The organism is Flavobacterium omnivorum, from assembly GCF_900099915.1.
GTDB classification, from domain to species: Bacteria; Bacteroidota; Bacteroidia; order Flavobacteriales; family Flavobacteriaceae; genus Flavobacterium; species Flavobacterium omnivorum.
In genome coordinates, this window is record NZ_FNDB01000005.1 from 247376 (window position 1) to 268291 (window position 20916).

General features: G+C 34.6%; 14 protein-coding genes. 10 read left to right on the forward strand and 4 right to left on the reverse strand.

Annotated elements, in window-relative coordinates:
* The first annotated feature begins 442 nt into the window (after positions 1 to 442).
* The 3 genes from BLS90_RS07920 (at position 443) to BLS90_RS07930 (ending at position 6987) form a co-directional block, all read left to right on the forward strand.
* Entirely contained in the window at positions 443 to 3478 is a 3036-nt protein-coding gene (locus BLS90_RS07920) for a TonB-dependent receptor (RefSeq protein ID WP_091257147.1), read from the forward strand.
* 124 nt (positions 3479 to 3602) lie between these two features.
* Positions 3603 to 5594, forward strand: coding sequence for an excinuclease ABC subunit UvrB (uvrB, locus tag BLS90_RS07925; RefSeq protein ID WP_091257119.1), 1992 nt, complete (start codon positions 3603 to 3605; stop codon positions 5592 to 5594).
* A gap of 166 nt (positions 5595 to 5760) precedes the next feature.
* Positions 5761 to 6987 (forward strand): hypothetical protein, encoded by a 1227-nt coding sequence (locus BLS90_RS07930; protein WP_091257120.1) that lies wholly within the window; start codon positions 5761 to 5763, stop codon positions 6985 to 6987.
* 42 nt (positions 6988 to 7029) lie between these two features.
* Here the strand turns inward: BLS90_RS07930 and BLS90_RS07935 are convergent, their stop codons facing one another.
* Both BLS90_RS07935 and BLS90_RS07940 read right to left on the reverse strand, forming a co-directional pair.
* Positions 7030 to 7431 carry an excinuclease ABC subunit B gene (locus tag BLS90_RS07935; RefSeq protein WP_091257121.1) on the reverse strand — a complete coding sequence of 134 codons (402 nt, stop codon included), beginning with the start codon at positions 7429 to 7431 and terminating at the stop codon, positions 7030 to 7032.
* Between the two features lie 235 nt (positions 7432 to 7666).
* The gene (locus BLS90_RS07940) at positions 7667 to 8005 is read right to left on the reverse strand and encodes a hypothetical protein (protein ID WP_091257122.1); all 339 of its coding nucleotides are present in this window, start codon (positions 8003 to 8005) and stop codon (positions 7667 to 7669) included.
* Between the two features lie 264 nt (positions 8006 to 8269).
* Here BLS90_RS07940 and BLS90_RS07945 point away from each other — a divergent pair, with 264 nt between their 5' ends.
* The 6 genes from BLS90_RS07945 (at position 8270) to BLS90_RS07970 (ending at position 12955) form a co-directional block, all read left to right on the forward strand.
* Positions 8270 to 9073, forward strand: a complete 804-nt coding sequence (locus tag BLS90_RS07945) for an alpha/beta hydrolase (RefSeq protein WP_091257123.1) — start codon at positions 8270 to 8272, stop codon at positions 9071 to 9073.
* Positions 9074 to 9120: 47 nt separating this feature from the next.
* Entirely contained in the window at positions 9121 to 10131 is a 1011-nt protein-coding gene (locus BLS90_RS07950; protein ID WP_091257148.1) for a dipeptide epimerase, read from the forward strand.
* Positions 10132 to 10137: 6 nt separating this feature from the next.
* A complete protein-coding gene (locus tag BLS90_RS07955; protein WP_091257124.1) occupies positions 10138 to 11169 on the forward strand; it encodes an aminotransferase class I/II-fold pyridoxal phosphate-dependent enzyme in 1032 nt (343 codons plus the stop codon).
* Positions 11170 to 11227: 58 nt separating this feature from the next.
* The gene (locus tag BLS90_RS07960) at positions 11228 to 11695 is read left to right on the forward strand and encodes a DUF1456 family protein (RefSeq protein ID WP_073207685.1); all 468 of its coding nucleotides are present in this window, start codon (positions 11228 to 11230) and stop codon (positions 11693 to 11695) included.
* 2 nt (positions 11696 to 11697) lie between these two features.
* On the forward strand, positions 11698 to 12354 hold the full coding sequence (locus BLS90_RS07965; protein WP_091257125.1) for an NAD(P)H-binding protein: 657 nt from the start codon (positions 11698 to 11700) through the stop codon (positions 12352 to 12354).
* Positions 12355 to 12433: 79 nt separating this feature from the next.
* Positions 12434 to 12955: a hypothetical protein gene (locus tag BLS90_RS07970; protein WP_139171396.1), complete on the forward strand. Its 522-nt coding sequence runs from the start codon at positions 12434 to 12436 to the stop codon at positions 12953 to 12955.
* Between the two features lie 31 nt (positions 12956 to 12986).
* On the opposite strand, the gene BLS90_RS07975 is transcribed toward BLS90_RS07970, so the two are convergent.
* Both BLS90_RS07975 and sucC read right to left on the reverse strand, forming a co-directional pair.
* Positions 12987 to 14555 carry a protein adenylyltransferase SelO gene (locus BLS90_RS07975; protein WP_394331026.1) on the reverse strand — a complete coding sequence of 523 codons (1569 nt, stop codon included), beginning with the start codon at positions 14553 to 14555 and terminating at the stop codon, positions 12987 to 12989.
* Between the two features lie 221 nt (positions 14556 to 14776).
* Positions 14777 to 15970: an ADP-forming succinate--CoA ligase subunit beta gene (sucC, locus tag BLS90_RS07980; RefSeq protein ID WP_073354336.1), complete on the reverse strand. Its 1194-nt coding sequence runs from the start codon at positions 15968 to 15970 to the stop codon at positions 14777 to 14779.
* A 427-nt stretch (positions 15971 to 16397) separates the two neighbouring features.
* Here sucC and gltB point away from each other — a divergent pair, with 427 nt between their 5' ends.
* The gene (gene gltB / locus BLS90_RS07985; protein ID WP_091257128.1) at positions 16398 to 20915 is read left to right on the forward strand and encodes a glutamate synthase large subunit; all 4518 of its coding nucleotides are present in this window, start codon (positions 16398 to 16400) and stop codon (positions 20913 to 20915) included.
* Position 20916: the final 1 nt, after the last annotated feature.

Consider the following 20916-nt stretch of genomic DNA (forward strand, 5'->3'; position numbering starts at 1 on the left):
AGAGTAATTGCTGTGTTCTACCAATAACCTAACTAACGAATATTAATAAAAACAGACCAAAATTATGAAAAAAACCGTCTTCAAACAACGACTACTAATTCGAATTATGAAAATAACCTTATTTCAATTTGTTTTAGCCCTTGTATTTTCAAGTATAACATTTGCGAATACTATCAGAGGTCAAAAAAAACTGGACACAAAAGTAACTATTACCGTGACCGATTTGAACTTAGATACTGCGCTGACTAAACTTGAAAAATTGGCACATGTAAAATTTTCGTACAATTCGAGAATGTCACAATTGAATCAAAAAGTGAGTGTTTATGCTAACAACGAAGCATTATCAAGTGTATTGACACGCATTTTGAAACCATTAAAAATGAATTATACCGAAGTAAGTAATCAAATTATTTTACAAAAAGAAGGTATTGCCAACAGCGTAATGAATGGTGAATTTTTCTCTAATTTAAATCAAAACACAACTGCAGAGATTATCAAAGGTCGCGTTGTAGATGAAAAAGGAGAATCGTTACCTGGCGTAACAATTATCGTAAAAGGAACAACAAAAGGAACAACAACAGATATTGATGGAACGTATACCATCAGCGCTGAAATTGGAGACGTTTTACAATTTTCCTATGTAGGATTAGAAACTAAATCGCTGAAGGTAACCGGAACTACATTAAACGTTACTTTAATGGGAAGTGGCGAAACACTGCAAGATGTTGTCGTAATCGGATCCAGAAATCCAACCAGAACAGTCACTGAATCTGCAGTACCTATTGATGTAATTAGCATGAAAGAAATTGCTTCACAGGGAGCTCAAACAAATTTGAATCAGATTTTGAACATGGTTGCGCCGTCATTTACCTCAAATACAACAACAGTAGCTGATGGAACAGATCACATTGACCCTGCACAATTAAGAGGTTTAGGACCAGACCAAGTATTGGTTTTGATCAATGGAAAACGACGTCATACGTCATCTTTAGTAAACATCAATGGATCACCTGGCAGAGGAGCTGTAGGTACCGACTTGAATTCCATTCCCGCTTTTGCTATCGAAAAAATTGAGGTATTAAGAGATGGAGCTTCAGCTCAATATGGCTCAGATGCTATTGCTGGTGTAATCAACATCAACATGAAAAAAGACACTAAAAAATTAGAAATAAACCTTTTTGGAGGAAGTCATTTTTCTAAAAATGCTAACGACCATACCGGCGGAAATGATGGAAACAACATTCAAATTGACTTGAACTACGGAACAAATTTAGGAAAGGAAAAAAGTTTCATTAATGTTACGGCAAGTGCTCAATTGAGAGGTCAAACAAGTCGTGCTAAAGAAGTTACAGGAAATCTATTTAACCGATACAATGCTGTTGAAGAAAGAGCTAGAATAGCAGGTATTAACATTAATAGTTTGTATGCGAATACGTTAAACACAACCCCTGGTTTTTACAACGGTTTACTGAACACAATTAATACGTATGCGCAACAAGTAAGTTATTTTGATGCAACAACAAAAGCTAATATTCAAACTGCCGCATCGAATGGAAATTTACCGGGGATGAGAACTTTATTAGGAATTGATGCCACAACTGACGAACTAGCCTTTAGAGGTTTAGGTCGAAATGATTTTAATATGCGAGTAGGTCAATCATCACTTCAAAGCTCACAATTCTTTGTAAATGCTGCCTATCCTTTAACTGATAAATTAGAATTGTATGCTTTTGGAGGGAACAGCCACAGAACTGGTGAAGCTGCTGGATTTTACAGAAGACCAAATCAATCTAGATCGTATACTGGTTTGTATCCAAATGGTTTTTTACCTGAAATCCATTCGACAATTAACGATATTTCAGCAGCAGCAGGATTGCGAGGTACTATTTTTGGTAATTGGAATTTTGACTTGAGTAATACTTTTGGTAGAAACAGTTTTGATTATGGTGTTGAAAATACCGTCAATTCTTCCATGAGAGAGAACTCTCCAACTACTTTTGATGCAGGTGGATTAGCATTTAGCCAAAACACAACTAATTTTGACATGAATCAAAAATTTGGTGATTTGAACGTTGCTTTTGGAGCTGAATACAGAAATGAAAAATATAGCATCAATGCTGGACAACCAGAATCATATAATTTATATGATATAAACGGTAATGTCGCTTTACCTGGAGTAACCCCTGCTAATCTGATCGTAACCGATTTCTTTGGATCTATTAGAGGAAATGGCTCCCAAGTATTTCCAGGTTTCAGGCCAGCAAATGCTGTTGACAAAGGTCGTAACAGTGCCGCTATTTATGGAGATCTTGAATATGATGTTACAGAAAAATGGTTAGTGAACGGAGCCGTTCGTTTTGAAAACTATTCTGATTTTGGAAACACTACTAATTTTAAAGTTGCCAGTCGTTATAAACTAACAGACAACATTAATTTGCGTGGTGCCGTTTCCACAGGTTTCCGTGCGCCATCGTTACACCAAATCAATTTTAAAGCTACCGCGACTCAATTTGTTGGTGGTGTACCATTTGAAGTAAGTACATTTAGTAATGATTCCCCAGCAGCTAAAGCCCTTGGAATTCCGCAATTGAAACAAGAAGAATCTAAAAGTGCTAGTATTGGTTTTACCGCTAAGATTCCAGAGGGAAACATTACTTTGACTGCCGATGCTTATATTGTAAGAATAGATGACCGAGTAACTTTGACGGATCAATTTTCTCGTCCATCGGGCACGTTTGCTGACGGAACACCACAGAGAGAGCTTCAAGAACAATTTGATCTCGCTGGAGCAAATGCGGCTACCTTTTTTGCCAATGCTATTAGTACAGAGTCGAAAGGAATTGATATCATTATAACACATAAGCTAAATTTAGGAGCTATAGTAATCAAATCTGATTTAGCTACTACTTTTTCTCAAACAAGACAAGTGGGTGCTATACAAGGATCGCCTACTTTAGTTGCTAATGGTCAAATAAACCGCTATTTTTCTGAAATGAGCAGAGTCTATTTAGAAGAAGCCATTCCAAGAGTTAAAGGAAATTTAACCAACTCATTTACTTATAAAAAATTCGATTTCTTTTTGAGAAATGTTTACTTCGGACAGGTTACTGATCCAAATACAGCTGATGTAAATGGAGATGGAAGAGTTGAAGGAGCAATAATAAATGGTCAACCAGTCGAAATTGAGCATCCAATCTGGGGCGCAAAAATAATCACTGATTTATCTGTTGGTTTCAAAATTACTGAAGCTGCAAAAGTTGTAATTGGCGCTAACAATATTTTTGATATCTATCCTGATGCAAATCTTGGTACACAAACTGCAATCAGACCTAGATTAGTATCTGGAGCTATAGATTACACCGCTGCACCCTCCACAATTGACTTATCAAATGCAAATCAATTTGCATATTCAAGAAACACCTCTCAATTTGGTCAAAACGGGAGATTCCTTTTTGCTAGGTTAAGCTTGAGTTTCTAGAACACCTTATTTTATACTGAAAACCATTCGCTTGCGCGAATGGTTTTTTTTTGGCTTAATCTTAGGTAATAAAAGAATCCAAACTTTGTACCTTTGCATTTCTAAAACTTTGCCCCTTAATTAAATGAATTTCCAAGTAGTATCCGATTACCAGCCCAAAGGCGACCAACCCCAAGCGATTGAAAAATTAGTTCAGGGAATTACTGATGGTGAAAAATTCCAAACTTTATTAGGTGTTACCGGATCTGGAAAAACATTCACGGTAGCCAATGTAATTCAGGAAGTGCAAAGACCAACTTTAGTTTTGGCACACAACAAAACGTTGGCAGCTCAATTATACTCTGAGTTCAAACAATTCTTCCCGAATAATGCCGTGGAATATTTCGTTTCCTATTACGATTACTACCAGCCCGAAGCTTTTATGCCCGTAACCGGCGTTTTCATCGAAAAGGATTTATCTATCAATGAAGAACTAGAAAAAATGAGAATGTCAACAACTGCCTCGTTACTCTCCGGACGAAGAGATATTTTAGTCGTGGCATCGGTTTCTTGTTTGTATGGTATTGGAAATCCGATAGAATTTCAAAAAAACTTGATTCCAATTGAGAAAGGACAAATTATTTCTCGTACCAAATTATTGCATCAACTGGTGCAAAGTTTATATTCCAGAACCGAAGCCGATTTTAATCCAGGAAGTTTCAGGATAAAAGGTGATACAGTAGATGTTTATCCAAGTTATGCAGATGAAGCTTACAGAGTTCATTTCTTTGGGGATGAAATTGAGGAAATTGAAAGTTTTGACACCAAAAATTCTCAGGTTCTTGAAAAATTTGACAAACTGACTATTTATCCGGCTAATATGTTTGTGACTTCACCAGATGTTTTACAAGGCGCCATTTGGGAAATACAACAAGATTTGGTAAAACAAGTTGATTATTTCAAGGAAATTGGCAAACCTTTAGAAGCAAAACGATTGGAAGAACGCACCAATTTTGATTTGGAGATGATTCGGGAATTGGGTTATTGCTCTGGAATCGAGAATTACTCTCGTTATCTTGATGGTCGTTTACCGGGAACCAGACCTTTTTGTTTATTGGATTATTTCCCTAAAGATTACTTGATGGTGGTTGATGAAAGTCACGTGACTCTTTCACAAGTTAGCGCTATGTATGGCGGAGACCGAAGCCGAAAAGAAAATTTAGTGGAATATGGTTTCCGGCTACCCGCCGCAATGGACAATCGTCCTTTGAAGTTTGAAGAATTTGAAGCCATGCAAAATCAGGTGATTTATGTTTCCGCAACACCAGCGGATTATGAGTTGCAAAAAACAGAAGGTGTTGTTGTGGAACAGGTAATTCGTCCGACAAGTTTACTAGATCCAATTATCGAAATCCGACCAAGTTTAAACCAAATCGATGATTTAATCGAAGAAATTCAAGTTCGGGCCGAAATTGACGAACGCGTTTTGGTGACGACGTTAACCAAAAGAATGGCGGAAGAACTCGCTAAATATTTAACAAAAGTTAATATTCGTTGCCGTTACATTCACTCTGAAGTAGATACTTTAGAACGAATAGAAATCATGCAAGATTTGCGAAAAGGAATTTTTGATGTGTTGATTGGTGTTAATTTACTTCGTGAAGGGTTGGATTTACCAGAAGTTTCTTTGGTCGCCATATTAGATGCAGACAAAGAAGGTTTTTTAAGAAGCCACCGTTCATTGACGCAAACCATTGGTAGAGCGGCAAGAAACCTCAATGGAAAAGCAATTATGTATGCCGATAAAATCACAAATAGCATGCAAAAAACTATTGATGAAACCAATTACCGCAGAACCAAACAAATTAATTACAACACAGAACACAACTTGGTTCCGATGGCTTTAAATAAAAAAATCGAGAGCGCTTTTACCAAAAATCCATTAGTCGATTATGAATTAGGACTTACCTTAAACTCAGCTGCTGAACCGGAGACGACTTATATGTCCAAACCGGAAATCGAGAAGATTATTAGAGAGAAACGCAAATCAATGGAGAAAGCGGCAAAAGATTTAGACTTTATGCAAGCGGCAAAATTACGGGATGATATCAAGAGATTACAAGGTCAATTAGCCTAGCTAACGCTGCAATACATCATTACAAACAAATATAAAATGTATCTTCGCAAATTTTGATCGCTTTAAGTGCTACTATTTTGCCGTGAAATGTTTTTAAATCATTTAAAAAGTTTTAAATTTGAATTGAAATGCTATCTAATTGTCATACAATCAATTACGATTTTAAATGAAATACCATTCATACATTTTAATTCTTTTAGGATTTATTTCAGGTGCTTCAGGACAAACTTCGGAGCCGGATTTAATACGCACAGAAATAGAAAACTCCACTGATTTAATCAAACCTAATATTCTTTCTAATCACCCCCTAGGAATGTATATTTCGCGAATAAATCATAATTTTAAAGTCCGTTCACCAGAGAAATACTCCTTCTCATTTAAAGTTTCCAGCGGAAATGTGATGTTGCCTTATGTTAAATCATATACTTTAACAAATCCAGCTGATAGAGCAAATTCGGCACAGTTTCCTTGGCATGACCGAGAATTTAAATTTTATCTCAGCACCGTTCCTGCTCAAACCAACTCATTTACTGCTGACGGTGTCATTAGATCCTATAAATTTACATTTTCCTTGCCTTTATCAGTCAATCAAGAACTTACTTTTGGCGTCCGATCGTATTCCCTTGACGGAGGAAAATATCCATTTTCAATTTTTACCTCTGATGAATCCATTGAATGGTTTCACAGTACTATTGCCGGAGGCGAAGATCCGTTTTCGAGACGGTATTATGGTTTAAACAAAGCAAAAATATCCTATGAAGACGAAAAAAACGCCACACTAACAATGAACAATGGTGATTTTAGAATTCCCGGAATGGAGATTAATTATTTCTACTATCCAAAATTAGAAATAAATAAGAAATATCGAATCTATCTGAATTTTGGCGCCCATTTCGGCATCAATATGTCCAGATATAATCCTGTAACGGACTTTGGTATTTCTTCTTCCGCTATCAAGAAAATGATAGTTAAAGATAAAAACATATTGACTGTAGGCATCAGTGCAGGCGCTTTAAGACAGCGATTATTCCAGTTTGGAGATCGAATAAACTTCAGCGATCGCTCCTTCCTATACAGTTTTGAAGGACTTATTGATTACAAAAGAAAACTTCAAAATAATAATACGATCTCATTTGGAATCAATTATACTTTTCAAACACCTTACAATAATAAAAATGATTTTAATCACATTGTTTTAACTGGCGAAAGAGTAAAATCGCATTGGCAGGAAACATTATCTCATCTATATGAAAATCTTGATGCGTGGAATTTAATCTGCACCTATTCTGTTAAACAATATTCTTATTTTATATACATTAGAGAAGACCTTACCCTAGATAATGCACCTGATTTACAGACCGGCTTCGGTGTGAAAATATCTTTTAAGAAATAAATAGTAAAAATATAGATGCTTAAAATCTACTAGAATCAAAGGTTAATTATGTTGTTCCTGAAAAATATTTAATAAAACTTCAGCTTCTATAATTGCATTAGGCGCTTCATTCATCAATTTAAGAATGCGTTTTGTAGCTGTTGGATTAAGTCCCATTTCAATTGCTATTTGCTGAATAGCAACAGCTTCTTTTTTATGTAAAATTCCGTCACAAAACATCAATAAAGCCAATCTATAAAATTGTTGAATCCGTTGAAATTCAGTTTTTATCGGTAGTAAAGGTAATTCTTGATGAAAAAAATCTTTAAAAACAGTACTGTCAAAACTCAGTTCTTTGGCGACAATTTCTAAAAACTCATATTCTCTTTTATGCAAATGTCCGTCAACGGTAGAAAAAGCAATCATTTCTAGAAGTAAACTCCTCTTTTGTTCGAATGTATTCATCAAATTATTATTTTTAGCTAAAATATCAATTTTATAATGAAAACCCTAAATGTTGATAATGAATAAACAAATGACAGTTATTCTCCTATTTTTTACAAGCATAAAAAAATTGTACAAAAACAATAATCTCATTATAATATACCATTAAAATATTTCTAGACTTTAAGGAGAAATGAATAAAAAAAAGAGAACCAAAATTGATTCTCTCATTGTATACTCTCATTTCGAACAACTATTAGTCGTCATCCTCATCATCGTAGTCTCTTTTATGCTCTTTCCCTTTGTATTTTTTATAATAATCCTTTCCGTGATAGTGTTTTTTTTCTCTATAATTTCTTTGTTCGTACCTTCGATCGTCATGCCATCTATCATCACATTCACTATGATCTACATATATAACGTGTTCTTCGCGATATTCAACATTTCTCCTTTGTGGTTCATATCTGCGTTCATATTGACCCGATATTACCACTGAGGGAAGTCCAATGTTTACACCCACTGAAACTTGCGCATTTATAGTGCTTGAGGCAAAAAAGGAGATTCCTAGTAATGCAAGTACTTTTATCTGTTTCATCTGTTCAAAAATTTAATTAATAACTATTGAAGGCAAAACCAATAACTATGCCACTTAATCTTATTACAAACATGCAAATTGTTAAATGAAATAAAGGAAGAAAACTTGAAAATAGTAAACACAGTAAATCATATACTTACATTCATTAATAAAAGATTTAAAAAACTGTTCAAAAAAAACAAAAAACATCAAATAAAGTTTATAATCAAATAATAAAAAATATAACTATTTTTAACTACGAATAAATGCTTTAAAAAAAACATAATGATTAAAAAACTGCTTCCCGTTCTCACATTATTTTTTATATTTTCACATGCGTATGCTCAAGAAAGAACTGCTTCTAAACAAGTTTCTACTTTTACTATTGAAGCACCACAACTTCAAGCTACAAAGAAAATTTGGGTGTATTTACCCGAAAATTATGCAACTTCAAAAAAGAATTTCTCTGTAATATATATGCATGATGCTCAAAACTTATTTGATGCTAAAACTTCTTATTCCGGGGAATGGAATGTAGATGAAAAACTGGACAGCCTAAAAGCGCAAGTTATTGTGATAGGAATCGAACATGGAAATGAGAAACGAATGGAGGAATTAACGCCTTTTAAAAACGAAAAATACGGTGGTGGAAAAGCAGATCACTATTTAGAATTTATCGTGAAAACATTGAAACCACAAATTGACAAAACGTATCGAACCAAAACTAGAAAGAAAAATACAATCATCATGGGAAGTTCTCTTGGCGGTTTGGCTTCCTATTATGCCGTTTTAAAATACCCTGAAATTTTTGGAAAAGCAGGTGTTTTTTCGCCTTCGTTTTGGTTTACCAAAGACATTTATACGCTGACTGAAAAATCCAAAAAAATAAAGTCGAAAATTTATTTTCTGTGTGGTGATGCTGAAAGTGACGACATGGTTTCAGATTTGAACAAAATGGAATATTTACTAAATTCTAATCGATGCTATTGCCTCAATTTAAATAAAAAAACAATTGTAAAAAACGGAAAACACAATGAAAAACTATGGCGCGATGGTTTTGTTGATGCCATTTTATGGCTCGGTTACTAAAAATTCTGCTTCAAATAAACACAACAAATAGTATAATTAAACCTCAAATGGAACTAATATTAAGAGAATACAACCTCAAATTAAAACATACGTTCACGATTTCAAGAGAATCGATTAACGTTCAGCCTTCTTTGATTGTGGAGTTGCAACGTGATGGTTTTTCTGGTTTTGGCGAAGCAACTTCTAATCCATATTATAAAACAACCGTTCCGGTGATGATGCAGGATTTAGAAAAAATTAGAACCATAATAGAAAATACTATAGATGAAATACCCGAAGCATTTTGGGCAAAAATCCATCCATATTTAAAAGACGATATGTTTGCTTTGTGCGCTTTGGACATGGCATACAATGATTTATATGCTCGCAAAAAAGGAAAGAAGTTATACGAATTGTGGAATTATTCCATTGACAAAAATCCATTGACAGATTACACGATTGGAATTGCATCCATCGAAAAAATGGTGGCTAAAATGAAGGAATTACATTGGCCAATTTATAAAATAAAATTGGGAACCAAAGAAGATATTGCCATTGTTACAGAACTTCGGAAACATACGAATGCTGTTTTTAGAATCGATGCCAATTGTGGCTGGGGTATTGAAGAAACCATAAATAATGCCATCGAGTTAAAAAAATTAGGAGTGGAATTTTTGGAACAGCCCATGAAAGCCGACAATTGGCAAGGTCATAGAGAAGTTTTCAAACATTCCGTTTTACCGATTATCGCTGACGAAAGTTGTATTATAGAAGAAGATGTAGCAAAATGTCATAACCATTTTCATGGGGTAAATGTCAAATTAGTAAAATGTGGCGGTTTAACTCCCGGAAGACGAATGATTCAAGAAGCTAAGAAATTAGGTCTAAAAACCATGGTGGGTTGTATGACCGAATCGACTGTAGGGATTTCTGCGATTGCGCATTTATTGCCACAATTGGATTATGTTGATATGGACGGTGCATTGCTTTTGGCAGAAGATATTGCCACAGGAGTGACAATCGATTTTGGAAAAATAAACTATTCTGACTTAAACGGAACTGGTGTAACTTTAATGTAGTTTTAAATGAAAGTCAACCAATTTCCAGATCGAATAATTGAAATCGAAAATAAAGAATATCTTTATTTTGGAGGAACGGCTTATTTGGGTTTGCCAACGCATCCTGAGTTCCAAAAACTGCTTATCAAAAACATTTTGCAATGGGGAACAGCGTATGGAAGCTCTCGAAGTGCAAATATTCAAATGACCGCCTACGAAAATGGCGAACGATTTTTAGCCGATTTCATCAAAGCGGATGCTGCTCTTACACTTTCTTCCGGAATGTTAGCAGGAAAATTAGTTATTGAAACATTAACGCCTGAAACCGATTGCTTTTTTCATTTTCCAGATACGCACACTGCCATCAAAGCGCAAAACAGTCTTCCTTTTTTTATTGGAGAAAAGATAAATCCTCGGTTACTCGATTCTGAAATTGAAAAAATTACTGTTTTGACGGATTCGGTTCCCTCCTTTCATGTACAACCAATCGATCTTTCTATTCTAAATTTGATTCCGAACAATAAAGAAATCACTTTAGTTATTGATGAATCGCATTCACTTGGAATTTTAGGAACGAATGGTTGCGGAATTTTTTCAAAAATCAATCTTTCCAATATTAAAAGTAAAATCATGGTGTCCTCTTTGGGCAAAGCCTTTGGACTGACAGGAGGCATAATTGCAAGTGATTCTGAATTTATCATTCAGATGAGAAATCATGATACATTTGTATCCAGTGCCGGAATGAATGCCGCATTTGTACAAACCATGGCTGAAGCTGAAACTATTTATTTGCAACAGCATCTGAAATTAAAAGACAATTTAAACTATATTAATACTCATTTAATTAAAAACAAAGCAGTCCTTTTTGATCCTGAATATCCACTTATTTATCCGGAAATAGAAGGAATAAATGAAGTTTTAGCTGCGAATAAAATTATTGTAACCAATTTTAAATACGCGACAGGCACCAAAGATTTAAACAGAATTGTAATTACTGCCAATCACAAAAAAGAAGATTTGGATATCATAATTCACCTTCTGAATCAAAACCAATTCTGAATCTAAAATTGTGGTCCAATTGCTTTTAAACCGTACCTTTGTAAAAAATTAGAATATGATGACAAATAACGATATCTTTAAAAAACTTCGTGTAGCCTTAATGTTACGTGACGATCAAATAGTTGAAATATTAGAACTGGTAGATTTTAGAATCACTAAATCAGAATTAGGCGCTTTTTTTCGTGATGAAAAACATGAAAACTACATGGAATGTGGAGACCAAGTGTTGCGTAACTTCCTAAATGCATTGGTAATTCACTTGCGCGGAACAAAGGAAAATCCAAAAAACCCGAATGATGTTTTAGCAAAACATAAAGCTCAAATTCCTGCAAAAGAAGGATCTAAAGACAGACCCGAGTTTAAGGCAAAACCAAGAGACGAAGAAAAATCACGAGGTGACGAAGCACCTTCAAAATCAAGACCTGCTACAAAAAACACTTCTAAAAAACAATATCCTAAGGGAAATTCAAAAGTCCAAGTAGTAGAGAAAGTGAAATTCAACTTCGGCAAGAATAAAAAATCATAACTGTGAAAACGGCCCTAATTATTGGAAGCACCGGTTTGATAGGTTCACAACTATTGAACTTTCTTTTAGATAGCAATGACTATCTAAAGGTGATCACTTTCGTAAAAAGAGATTCAGGTATAAAGCATCCAAAATTAACACAACACATCATTGATTTTGATAATCCGGAAACCTATAAAGAATTAGTCGTTGGTGATGATTTCTTTTGTACTATAGGAACAACAATCAAAAAAGCGGGAAGTAAAAAAGCTTTTAAAAAAGTAGATTTTGAATATCCTCGACAGTTTGCGGCTTTTGCTTTGCAAAATAGAGTCAAACAATTTTTAATTATATCCTCTCTTAATGCTGATTCAAAATCCCAAAATTCTTATTTGAAAACAAAAGGAGAAATTCAAGATTTTCTTAAGGATTGTAATTTTGAAAGTGTTGTTGTATTGCAGCCATCGCTTCTTTTAGGAAACCGAACTGAATTTAGATTGGGAGAAAAAGTTGGTGCGTTTTTTATGAAAACACTTTCCTTCTTATTCCTTGGAAACTTGAAAAAGTACAAACCCATTGAAGGTAAAACAGTAGCCAAAGCACTTTTGAAAATTGCACAAATAAATAATACAGGTTTCAAAATATATGAATCAGATGCGATTCAAGAAATTGGAAACTAATACAATATCAAAATCCTGAATGAGAGTTCAGGATTTTTTTGTATGTTTAGTTAATCTAAATCAATTTACACCTTCAAATATGAAATGTATTCTAACCTGCTCCATACTACTTTTCACAACCTTGTTTTTTGGACAAAATAATAAAACTGTAAAACCTGCAGTGTTTATTGATTTAAACTTAGTTCCCAGCAATACAATTGAATACGTCGACCCAAATGAAATTGAATCTATAAATGTTGTAAAAAAGGACTCAACTATAAATGGTGTGTTGTATCGTGGCCAAATTAACATTACTTCCAAAAAACCTAAGAAATATGATTTTATAAGTTTGGAACAAATTAAATCTGAATTCACAAAAATCAAAAGTAACAATATCATTTATATGGTAAATGGAACATTAATAAAAGACAATGTGGTAACTTTCAAATTAGACCGAAATTACATTTTAGAAGTTGAAGTCACTAATTCAAAAGCATTTTATAACTTAAGAAAAAGTCACACCAAATTTGACATCATAAACATCTTGGGGAAAACTAAAGAGAATTTAGAAAATAAAAACAAGACTTTATTAAGAGGTCATGAAGCAATTGGTATAAAATAGATTCTGTTTTCAATAGCGTTTAAATCCAATTTTAAGAACTACAGCTCAACATAGAACATCCCACTTTATCTCTCGCCCAATCGGGTCTTTTGGTAAACCACTTTTGAAAATTCGGTTGCTCGTCATACGGATTTTTAAGCATTTCAAATAACTCGTTTAGCAAAGAATAATCTCCTTTATCCGCGTCATCAATACACAATTGCGACATGTAATTTCGCAAGACATATTTTGGATTTACTTTATTCATTTTCTCTTTTCTTTCAGAATCGAAAAGTGTTTCTGCATTGATTCGAATGCTGTACTTCTCCAACCAATCGTGCCAATCTTTCAAGATTGTTTCATCTACATCCTTTTCATTGTAAAAAGCCTCTTTTATGGCATTGAAAGCGGTTATTGCAGCATCAGCTTTGGTAACATTACTCAGGTTTCTAAAGAAAATAGTCATGTCCGTTTCTACCTTTTCAAGCAATTGAGTTAAGCTCTGAATCAAAACTACATCTTGTTCTTTTTTAATTTGAAACCCAAGTTTATCTCGCATCATATTCAAATACTCCTTTTCGTAATTTGTACTATACGCCTCTAAAATAGTTTCGAGTGGCTTTGCATCGTTTATCAAAGGAAACAGCGCGTTTGCCAATTGATACAAATTCCACAGTGCAATTTCTGGCTGATTGCCAAAACGGTATCTTTTATGTTGGTTATCGGTTGTATTTGGTGTCCAGCCGGAATTGTAATCTTCCAACCAACCGTAAGGTCCATAATCTATGGTGATGCCGTGAATAGACATATTATCGGTATTCATAACGCCATGAACAAAACCAACGCGTTGCCAGTTTACAATCATGTTGAGCGTAGTTTGGGTAACCTCTTCAAAAAAGGCCAAATATTTTTCGACACCTTCTTTTTGAATATGAGGAAAATGATGTTTTATGGTAAAATCTGTCAGTAGTTTGAGATTATCGTGATCTTCTCGAGAAGCGAATAATTCGAAACTACCAAAACGAATAAATGAAGGAGCAACTCTACAAACAATAGCCCCTTTTTCGTAAGCAGGATTACCATTATACAAAACATCACGCAATACTTGATCGCCAGAAAGCATTAGTGAAAGCGAGCGCGTAGTAGGAACTCCTAAATAATGTATCGCTTCAGCACATAAATGCTCTCGTATGGAAGAACGTAAAACGGCAAACCCATCTGCTGTTCGCGAATATGGTGTTGGCCCTGCCCCTTTCAATTGCAATGTGTACGACTTATTTTCATGAATAACTTCAGTTAAATTAATGGCACGACCATCGCCTAATTGTCCGGCCCAATTTCCAAATTGATGTCCGGCATAACTTAAAGCATACGGTTTCGTGCCAGGATAAATGGTACTTCCTGAAAAAGTATTTAAAAAATCAGCTGAAAGTATATCTTCCTGAGAAAGACCAATAGCATTAGCCACTTCATTTGAAGCATGGATAAGCGAAGGATTTGAAGGTTTTTTGGGTAATACGTACGAATAACAAGCTTGATGAACCTGCCTTGGAACATTGATTTCATTGGAATCCGCAGGCAATTCAGTTATCAAATTATTTTGTAAATGAAGTTTCATAATATTTAAAAAAGATTTTTTTACAATAGTAAAGGTAACGGTTGTAAGTCAGTATTATTTATACTTTTATTTATTTTTATGATTTTTAGGTTCTAAAAATTCTAGCTATAAAAAAACATGTCTCTTAAAAATAGATTTCAAAAAATAAATAATCTACTGGTAAAAACAAAAAAATCCTGAGCTTTCACTCAGGATTTTTTTAAAATATATAACAATTTTTCTAATTAAGAAAGTGCTGCTTTTACTTGATCCGCAGCTTCTTGAAATTCAACTGCTGATAAAATTGGCATTCCTGAATTGTCAATTAATTCTTTTGCAATAGCTGCATTTGTACCTTGTAAACGAACAATGATTGGCACTTTAATTGCATCTCCCATATTTTTGTAAGCGTCAACAACTCCTTGTGCCACACGGTCACAACGAACGATTCCTCCAAAAATATTAATCAAAATAGCTTTTACGTTTGGATCTTTTAAGATAATGCGGAAAGCAGTTTCAACACGTTTTGCATCAGCTGTTCCACCTACATCAAGGAAGTTAGCAGGCTCAAAACCAGCATACTTGATTAAATCCATAGTTGCCATCGCTAAACCAGCTCCGTTCACCATACATCCAACTGTACCGTCAAGATCTACATAATTTAATCCTACTTCTTTAGCTTCCACTTCGATTGGGTTCTCCTCACGAATGTCACGCATATCAGCATATTTCTTTTGTCTGTATAAAGCATTATCATCGATATTCACTTTAGCATCAACAGCCATAATTTTATTGTCAGATGTTTTTAAAACCGGGTTGATTTCAAACATCGAAGCATCAGATCCTATGTAAGCATTATATAAAGAATCGATGAATTTCACCATTTCTTTGAAAGCATTTCCAGAAAGACCTAAGTTAAAAGCAATTCTTCTTGCTTGAAAACCTTGTAATCCAACAGAAGGATCTACTTCTTCAGTAAAAATTAAATGAGGAGTGTGTTCTGCAACTTCTTCAATATCCATTCCACCTTCAGTAGAATACATAATCATGTTGCGACCTGTAGCTCTATTCAATAAAACAGAAACATAAAACTCAGAAGTTTCACTTTCGCCAGGATAATAAACATCTTCAGCAATTAAAACTTTGTGTACTCTTTTACCTTCAGCAGAAGTTTGAGGTGTAATCAATTGCATTCCGATGATTTGCTCTGAAATCTCTTCAACTTGTTGTAAATTTTTGGCAAGTTTCACGCCACCACCTTTTCCACGTCCACCTGCATGAACTTGGGCTTTTACAACATACCAACTTGTACCCGTTTCGGCAGTTAATTGTTTTGCAGCAGCAACCGCTTCTACAGGGCTATTAGCAACGATTCCGCGTTGAATGCGAACTCCGTAGCTAGCTAAAATCTCTTTTCCTTGATATTCGTGTATGTTCATAATATAGAATTTGTCTGGCTTCTGAATTTCTTTCAGAATAAAAGTGGGACAAAAATAGCAAAATTCATCTTAATAGAGAAATCTTTTTATATTTAAAAGTGATAATAAAAATCAAATTACAATTCAAAATTAAAATTTAAGTTTTAATCCATTTTTAAAATGGAAAATAGTTTTCGTTTTAAATATAAAAAGGTACTATATCGATTGAATTATTCTTGCTTAGCCCTCTAATTTCATTGTAATCACACTATTTTTTACATTAAAAATAATTTAAATTATTGATTTGTCGTATACAATCTATTTAATTTACTTTATTATCATTTACGAAACGTTTTTCTAATTTTATTGTAAAAATAGAATCGTTAACCCGCAAACAATGAATTATATTCAACGAAATCTTTATTTTTGTATAAAAAAAATAGTAAGCATGAGAGTTAAAGAACAAGGCCTTTATTTGCCCGAATTTGAACACGACAATTGCGGAGCAGGATTTATTTGTAATTTAAATGGAATTAAGTCAAATGATATTATCCACAAAGCACTAGATATCCTGATCAAATTAGAACACCGGGGCGCAGTGAGTTCAGATGGCAGAACTGGAGATGGAGCAGGAATATTATTTGATATACCACATGATTTTTTTAAGAAAGTTTGTGATTTTGAAATCCCCGAGACAAAACAATATGCAGTTGGAATGGTTTTTATGCCCAAAAGTAAAAACCAAGTTGTTTTTTGTAAAACGACTTTTGAAACTTCAATACGTGATCAAAATTTAGAAATACTAGGATGGAGAGACGTACCTGTTGACGCAACAAATTTAGGACGAATTGCCGGTGAGAAAGAACCAACCGTTAAACAAGTATTTGTAGGTAAAAATGGTTTAGACCTTACAGAACAACAATTTAACGCTAAATTATTTGCAGCGAGGAAAATAGCAGAACATACGATTCGAAATTCAAGAATTTCAGAAAGCCACATGTTTTATTTTTCCAGTTTCTCGACTACTACTATAATATATAAAGGTTTGTTGATGCCGGAAGACATCAGCAGGTATTATACTGACTTATTGGATGACGATTTGGTAACTCGATTAGCTTTGGTTCACCAACGTTTTTCTACCAATACATTTCCATCTTGGGAATTAGCACAACCGTTCCGATACATGTGTCACAATGGTGAAATCAATACGCTCCGTGGTAATATTAGCCGCATGCGAGCTCGTGAAGAATTGATGAAAAGTGACGTTTTTGGTGATGATATCAAAAAATTATTCCCAATTATTTTAGAAGGAAAATCAGATTCCGCTTCTATGGATATGGTTATTGAACTGTTATTGATGACAGGACGATCTCTCCCGGAAGCCATGATGATGGTCGTTCCTGAAGCTTGGGAAAAACACCAGACGATGTCAGCCGACAAAAAGGCATTTTACGAATACAACGCTTGTATCATGGAGCCTTGGGATGGCCCGGCTTCTATTCCTTTTACTGATGGAAACGTTATTGGTGCTTTATTGGATAGAAATGGATTGCGTCCTTCCCGTTATACTTTGACTAAAAGTGGCTTCGTAATTATGTCTTCAGAAATTGGTGTTCTCGACATCAAGCCAGAAGATGTGATACAACATGGTCGTTTAGAACCTGGAAAAATGTTCCTTGTGGACATGAACGAAGGGCGAATTATTGAAGATGACGAGATCAAAAATGCTATTGTTACCAAACGCCCTTACCAACAATGGTTGGATGAAAATTTACTACAATTGGCTCAAATACCATACACTGACAATCCAATTCCTGTAGAAAATATTGATTTTGAAACAAGACAAAGACTTTTTGGATACACTTTAGAGGATTTAAAAACTATCATAAACCCAATGGGAACCCAAGGTGCAGAAGCTTTAAGCTCTATGGGAAATGACACTCCATTAGCGGTTTTGTCAGATCAACCACAGCTTTTATACAACTATTTCAAGCAGTTGTTTGCTCAGGTTACAAATCCACCATTGGATGGTATTCGTGAAGAAATCATCACGGATATCAGTTTAGCAATTGGAGGAGATTACAATATTTTTGATATTGTACCTAAACATTGTAAAAAATTAAAAATCCAAAATCCAGTAATATCAAACGAGGATTTAGATAAAGTAAAAAACATTGATCATGCTGATTTCAAATCAGTAACGATCTCTACTTTATATGACATCGAAAAAGGAGTAAACGGATTAGAACGTGCTTTGGAAAGAGCAGTTCAAGCCACTTTTAAGGCAGTTTCAGATGGTTGTAATATTGTTATCATTTCTGATAGAGGCGTGAGTGAAAAAATGGCTCCAATACCAATGCTTTTAGCCTGTTCTTATATTCATCACTCTATGAATATTTTAAAATCTCGTTCTAAATTTGGAATCATTATAGAATCTGCAGAACCTCGTGAGCCACACCATTTTGCCTTGTTATTTGGTTACGGAGCAAGTGCAATTAATCCTTACATGGTGAATGAAATTATTCATAACCAAGTAAACGAAGGTTTTATCACTGGTATAAAAGCGGATTATGCCATTAAAAATTATAATAAAGCTATCGCAAAAGGGATTCTGAAAATCATGAATAAAATTGGCATCTCTACTTTACATTCGTACAGAGCGGCACAAATTTTTGAAATTTTAGGATTAAATAAAACATTCACTTCTAAATATTTTCCTTACACTCCTTCCCGAATTGAAGGTATTGGTTTAATGGAAGTCGAAAAAGAAATCAAGAAAAGGTACCAAAAAGCTTTTCCAAATTCAAAAGTCAGCAATTTATTGCCTTTAGAAATTGGAGGTATTTACAGATGGAGAAGATCCGGTGAAAAACACATGTTTAATCCAACGACGATTTCTAAATTACAACAAGCAGTACGTTTAAACAGTCCTGAAAGTTATAAAGAATATGCCAAAATGGTCAATGATCAAAGTGAAAACTTGATGACCATCAGAGGTTTATTTGAATTTAACAACTTAGATCCTATTTCAATTGACGAAGTGGAGCCTTGGACAGAAATTGTGAAAAAATTTAAAACTGGTGCCATGTCTTATGGATCTATCAGTCAGGAAGCACATGAAAATCTAGCGATTGCCATGAACAGAATTGGTGGAAAAAGTAATTCTGGCGAAGGTGGAGAAGATCCAAAACGTTTCCAAAAAGACTTAAATGGAGATTCCAGAAATAGTGCTATCAAGCAAGTAGCTTCTGGAAGATTTGGGGTTTCTATCAACTATTTGACCAATGCTAAAGAGATTCAAATAAAAATGGCTCAGGGTGCAAAACCAGGAGAAGGTGGTCAATTACCTGGAGAAAAAGTAGTGCCTTGGATTGCTGAAGTGAGAAACTCAACACCTTATGTTGGCTTAATTTCACCGCCACCACATCACGATATTTATTCTATTGAAGATTTATCACAGTTAATTTTTGATTTAAAAAATGCCAATCGTGAAGCGCGTATTAATGTGAAGTTAGTTTCAGAAGTGGGTGTTGGAACAATCGCTGCCGGTGTTGCTAAAGCAAAAGCTGATGTGATTTTGATTTCTGGATACGACGGAGGAACTGGAGCTGCACCGTTAACTTCACTACAACACACCGGTATTCCCTGGGAACTTGGACTTGCCGAAGCGCAACAAACATTAATCTTAAATGATTTAAGAAGTCGCGTAGTTTTAGAATGTGACGGACAATTAAAAACTGGTCGTGATGTCGCTATTGCTGCATTACTTGGAGCCGAAGAATTTGGTTTTGCAACCGCACCTTTAGTAGCGTCAGGTTGTATTATGATGAGAGCATGCCACTTGAATACGTGTCCAGTTGGTATTGCAACTCAAGATCCTGAATTGAGAAAAAATTTCAAAGGAACGCCGGAACACATCATCAACTTCATGTATTTTATTGCTGAGGAGTTGAGAGAAATCATGGCACAACTTGGATTTAGGACACTTAAAGAAATGGTAGGACAATCTCAAAAACTGAATGTCAATAAAGCCATCAAGCATTATAAAGCAAGTGGATTAGATTTGTCAACCATTTTATATAAACCAGAAAAAGCTAAAGAAGTTCCAAATCACAACACGACAACTCAAGATCACGCATTAGAGCATGTACTTGATTTTGACATTATCAAAGCGGCTATTCCTTCTATTTATAGAAAAGAAAAAACAAGAGTTACGTTTGATATCAAGAATACAGATCGCTCTGTTGGCGCTATATTGAGTAATGAAATTTCCAAAATATATGGTGCGCAAGGTTTGCCTGAAGATACGATATTAGTCGATTTTACCGGATCGGCAGGACAAAGTTTTGGTGCTTTTGCAACCAATGGTTTATCTTTTAAAATTCATGGGAATTGTAATGACTATTTAGGAAAAGGACTTTCTGGAGGTAAATTAATTATCAAAGTCCCACCTGCAGCTACTTTCAAACCAGAAGAAAATATCATCATTGGTAACGTTGCCCTTTATGGAGCAATTACTGGTGAAGCATATATAAATGGTATGGCTGGAGAACGTTTTTGTGTGAGAAATTCTGGAGCAACAGCAGTTGTAGAAGGAATTGGAGATCATGGATGTGAATATATGACCGGAGGAACTGTCGTAGTTTTAGGAAAAACGGGAAGAAATTTTGCAGCTGGGATGAGCGGTGGTATTGCTTATGTTTTTGATCCAAATAAAAAATTCGACGCTACATTATGCAATATGGAAATGGTCGCTTTTGAAACATTGGAAGAAGAAGATTTTACAAAACTGAGACGTTTAATAAAAAATCATTCTATGTACACCAACAGCCCTTTGGCAAAAAGGATTTTAGAAGATTGGGAAAACCAACGAGGCCATTTTGTCAAAGTAATGCCAACAGATTACAAAAAAGCATTACAACGTTTAGCCGAAGAAAAACAAATTGAAGAACTACTAGCATTATAGT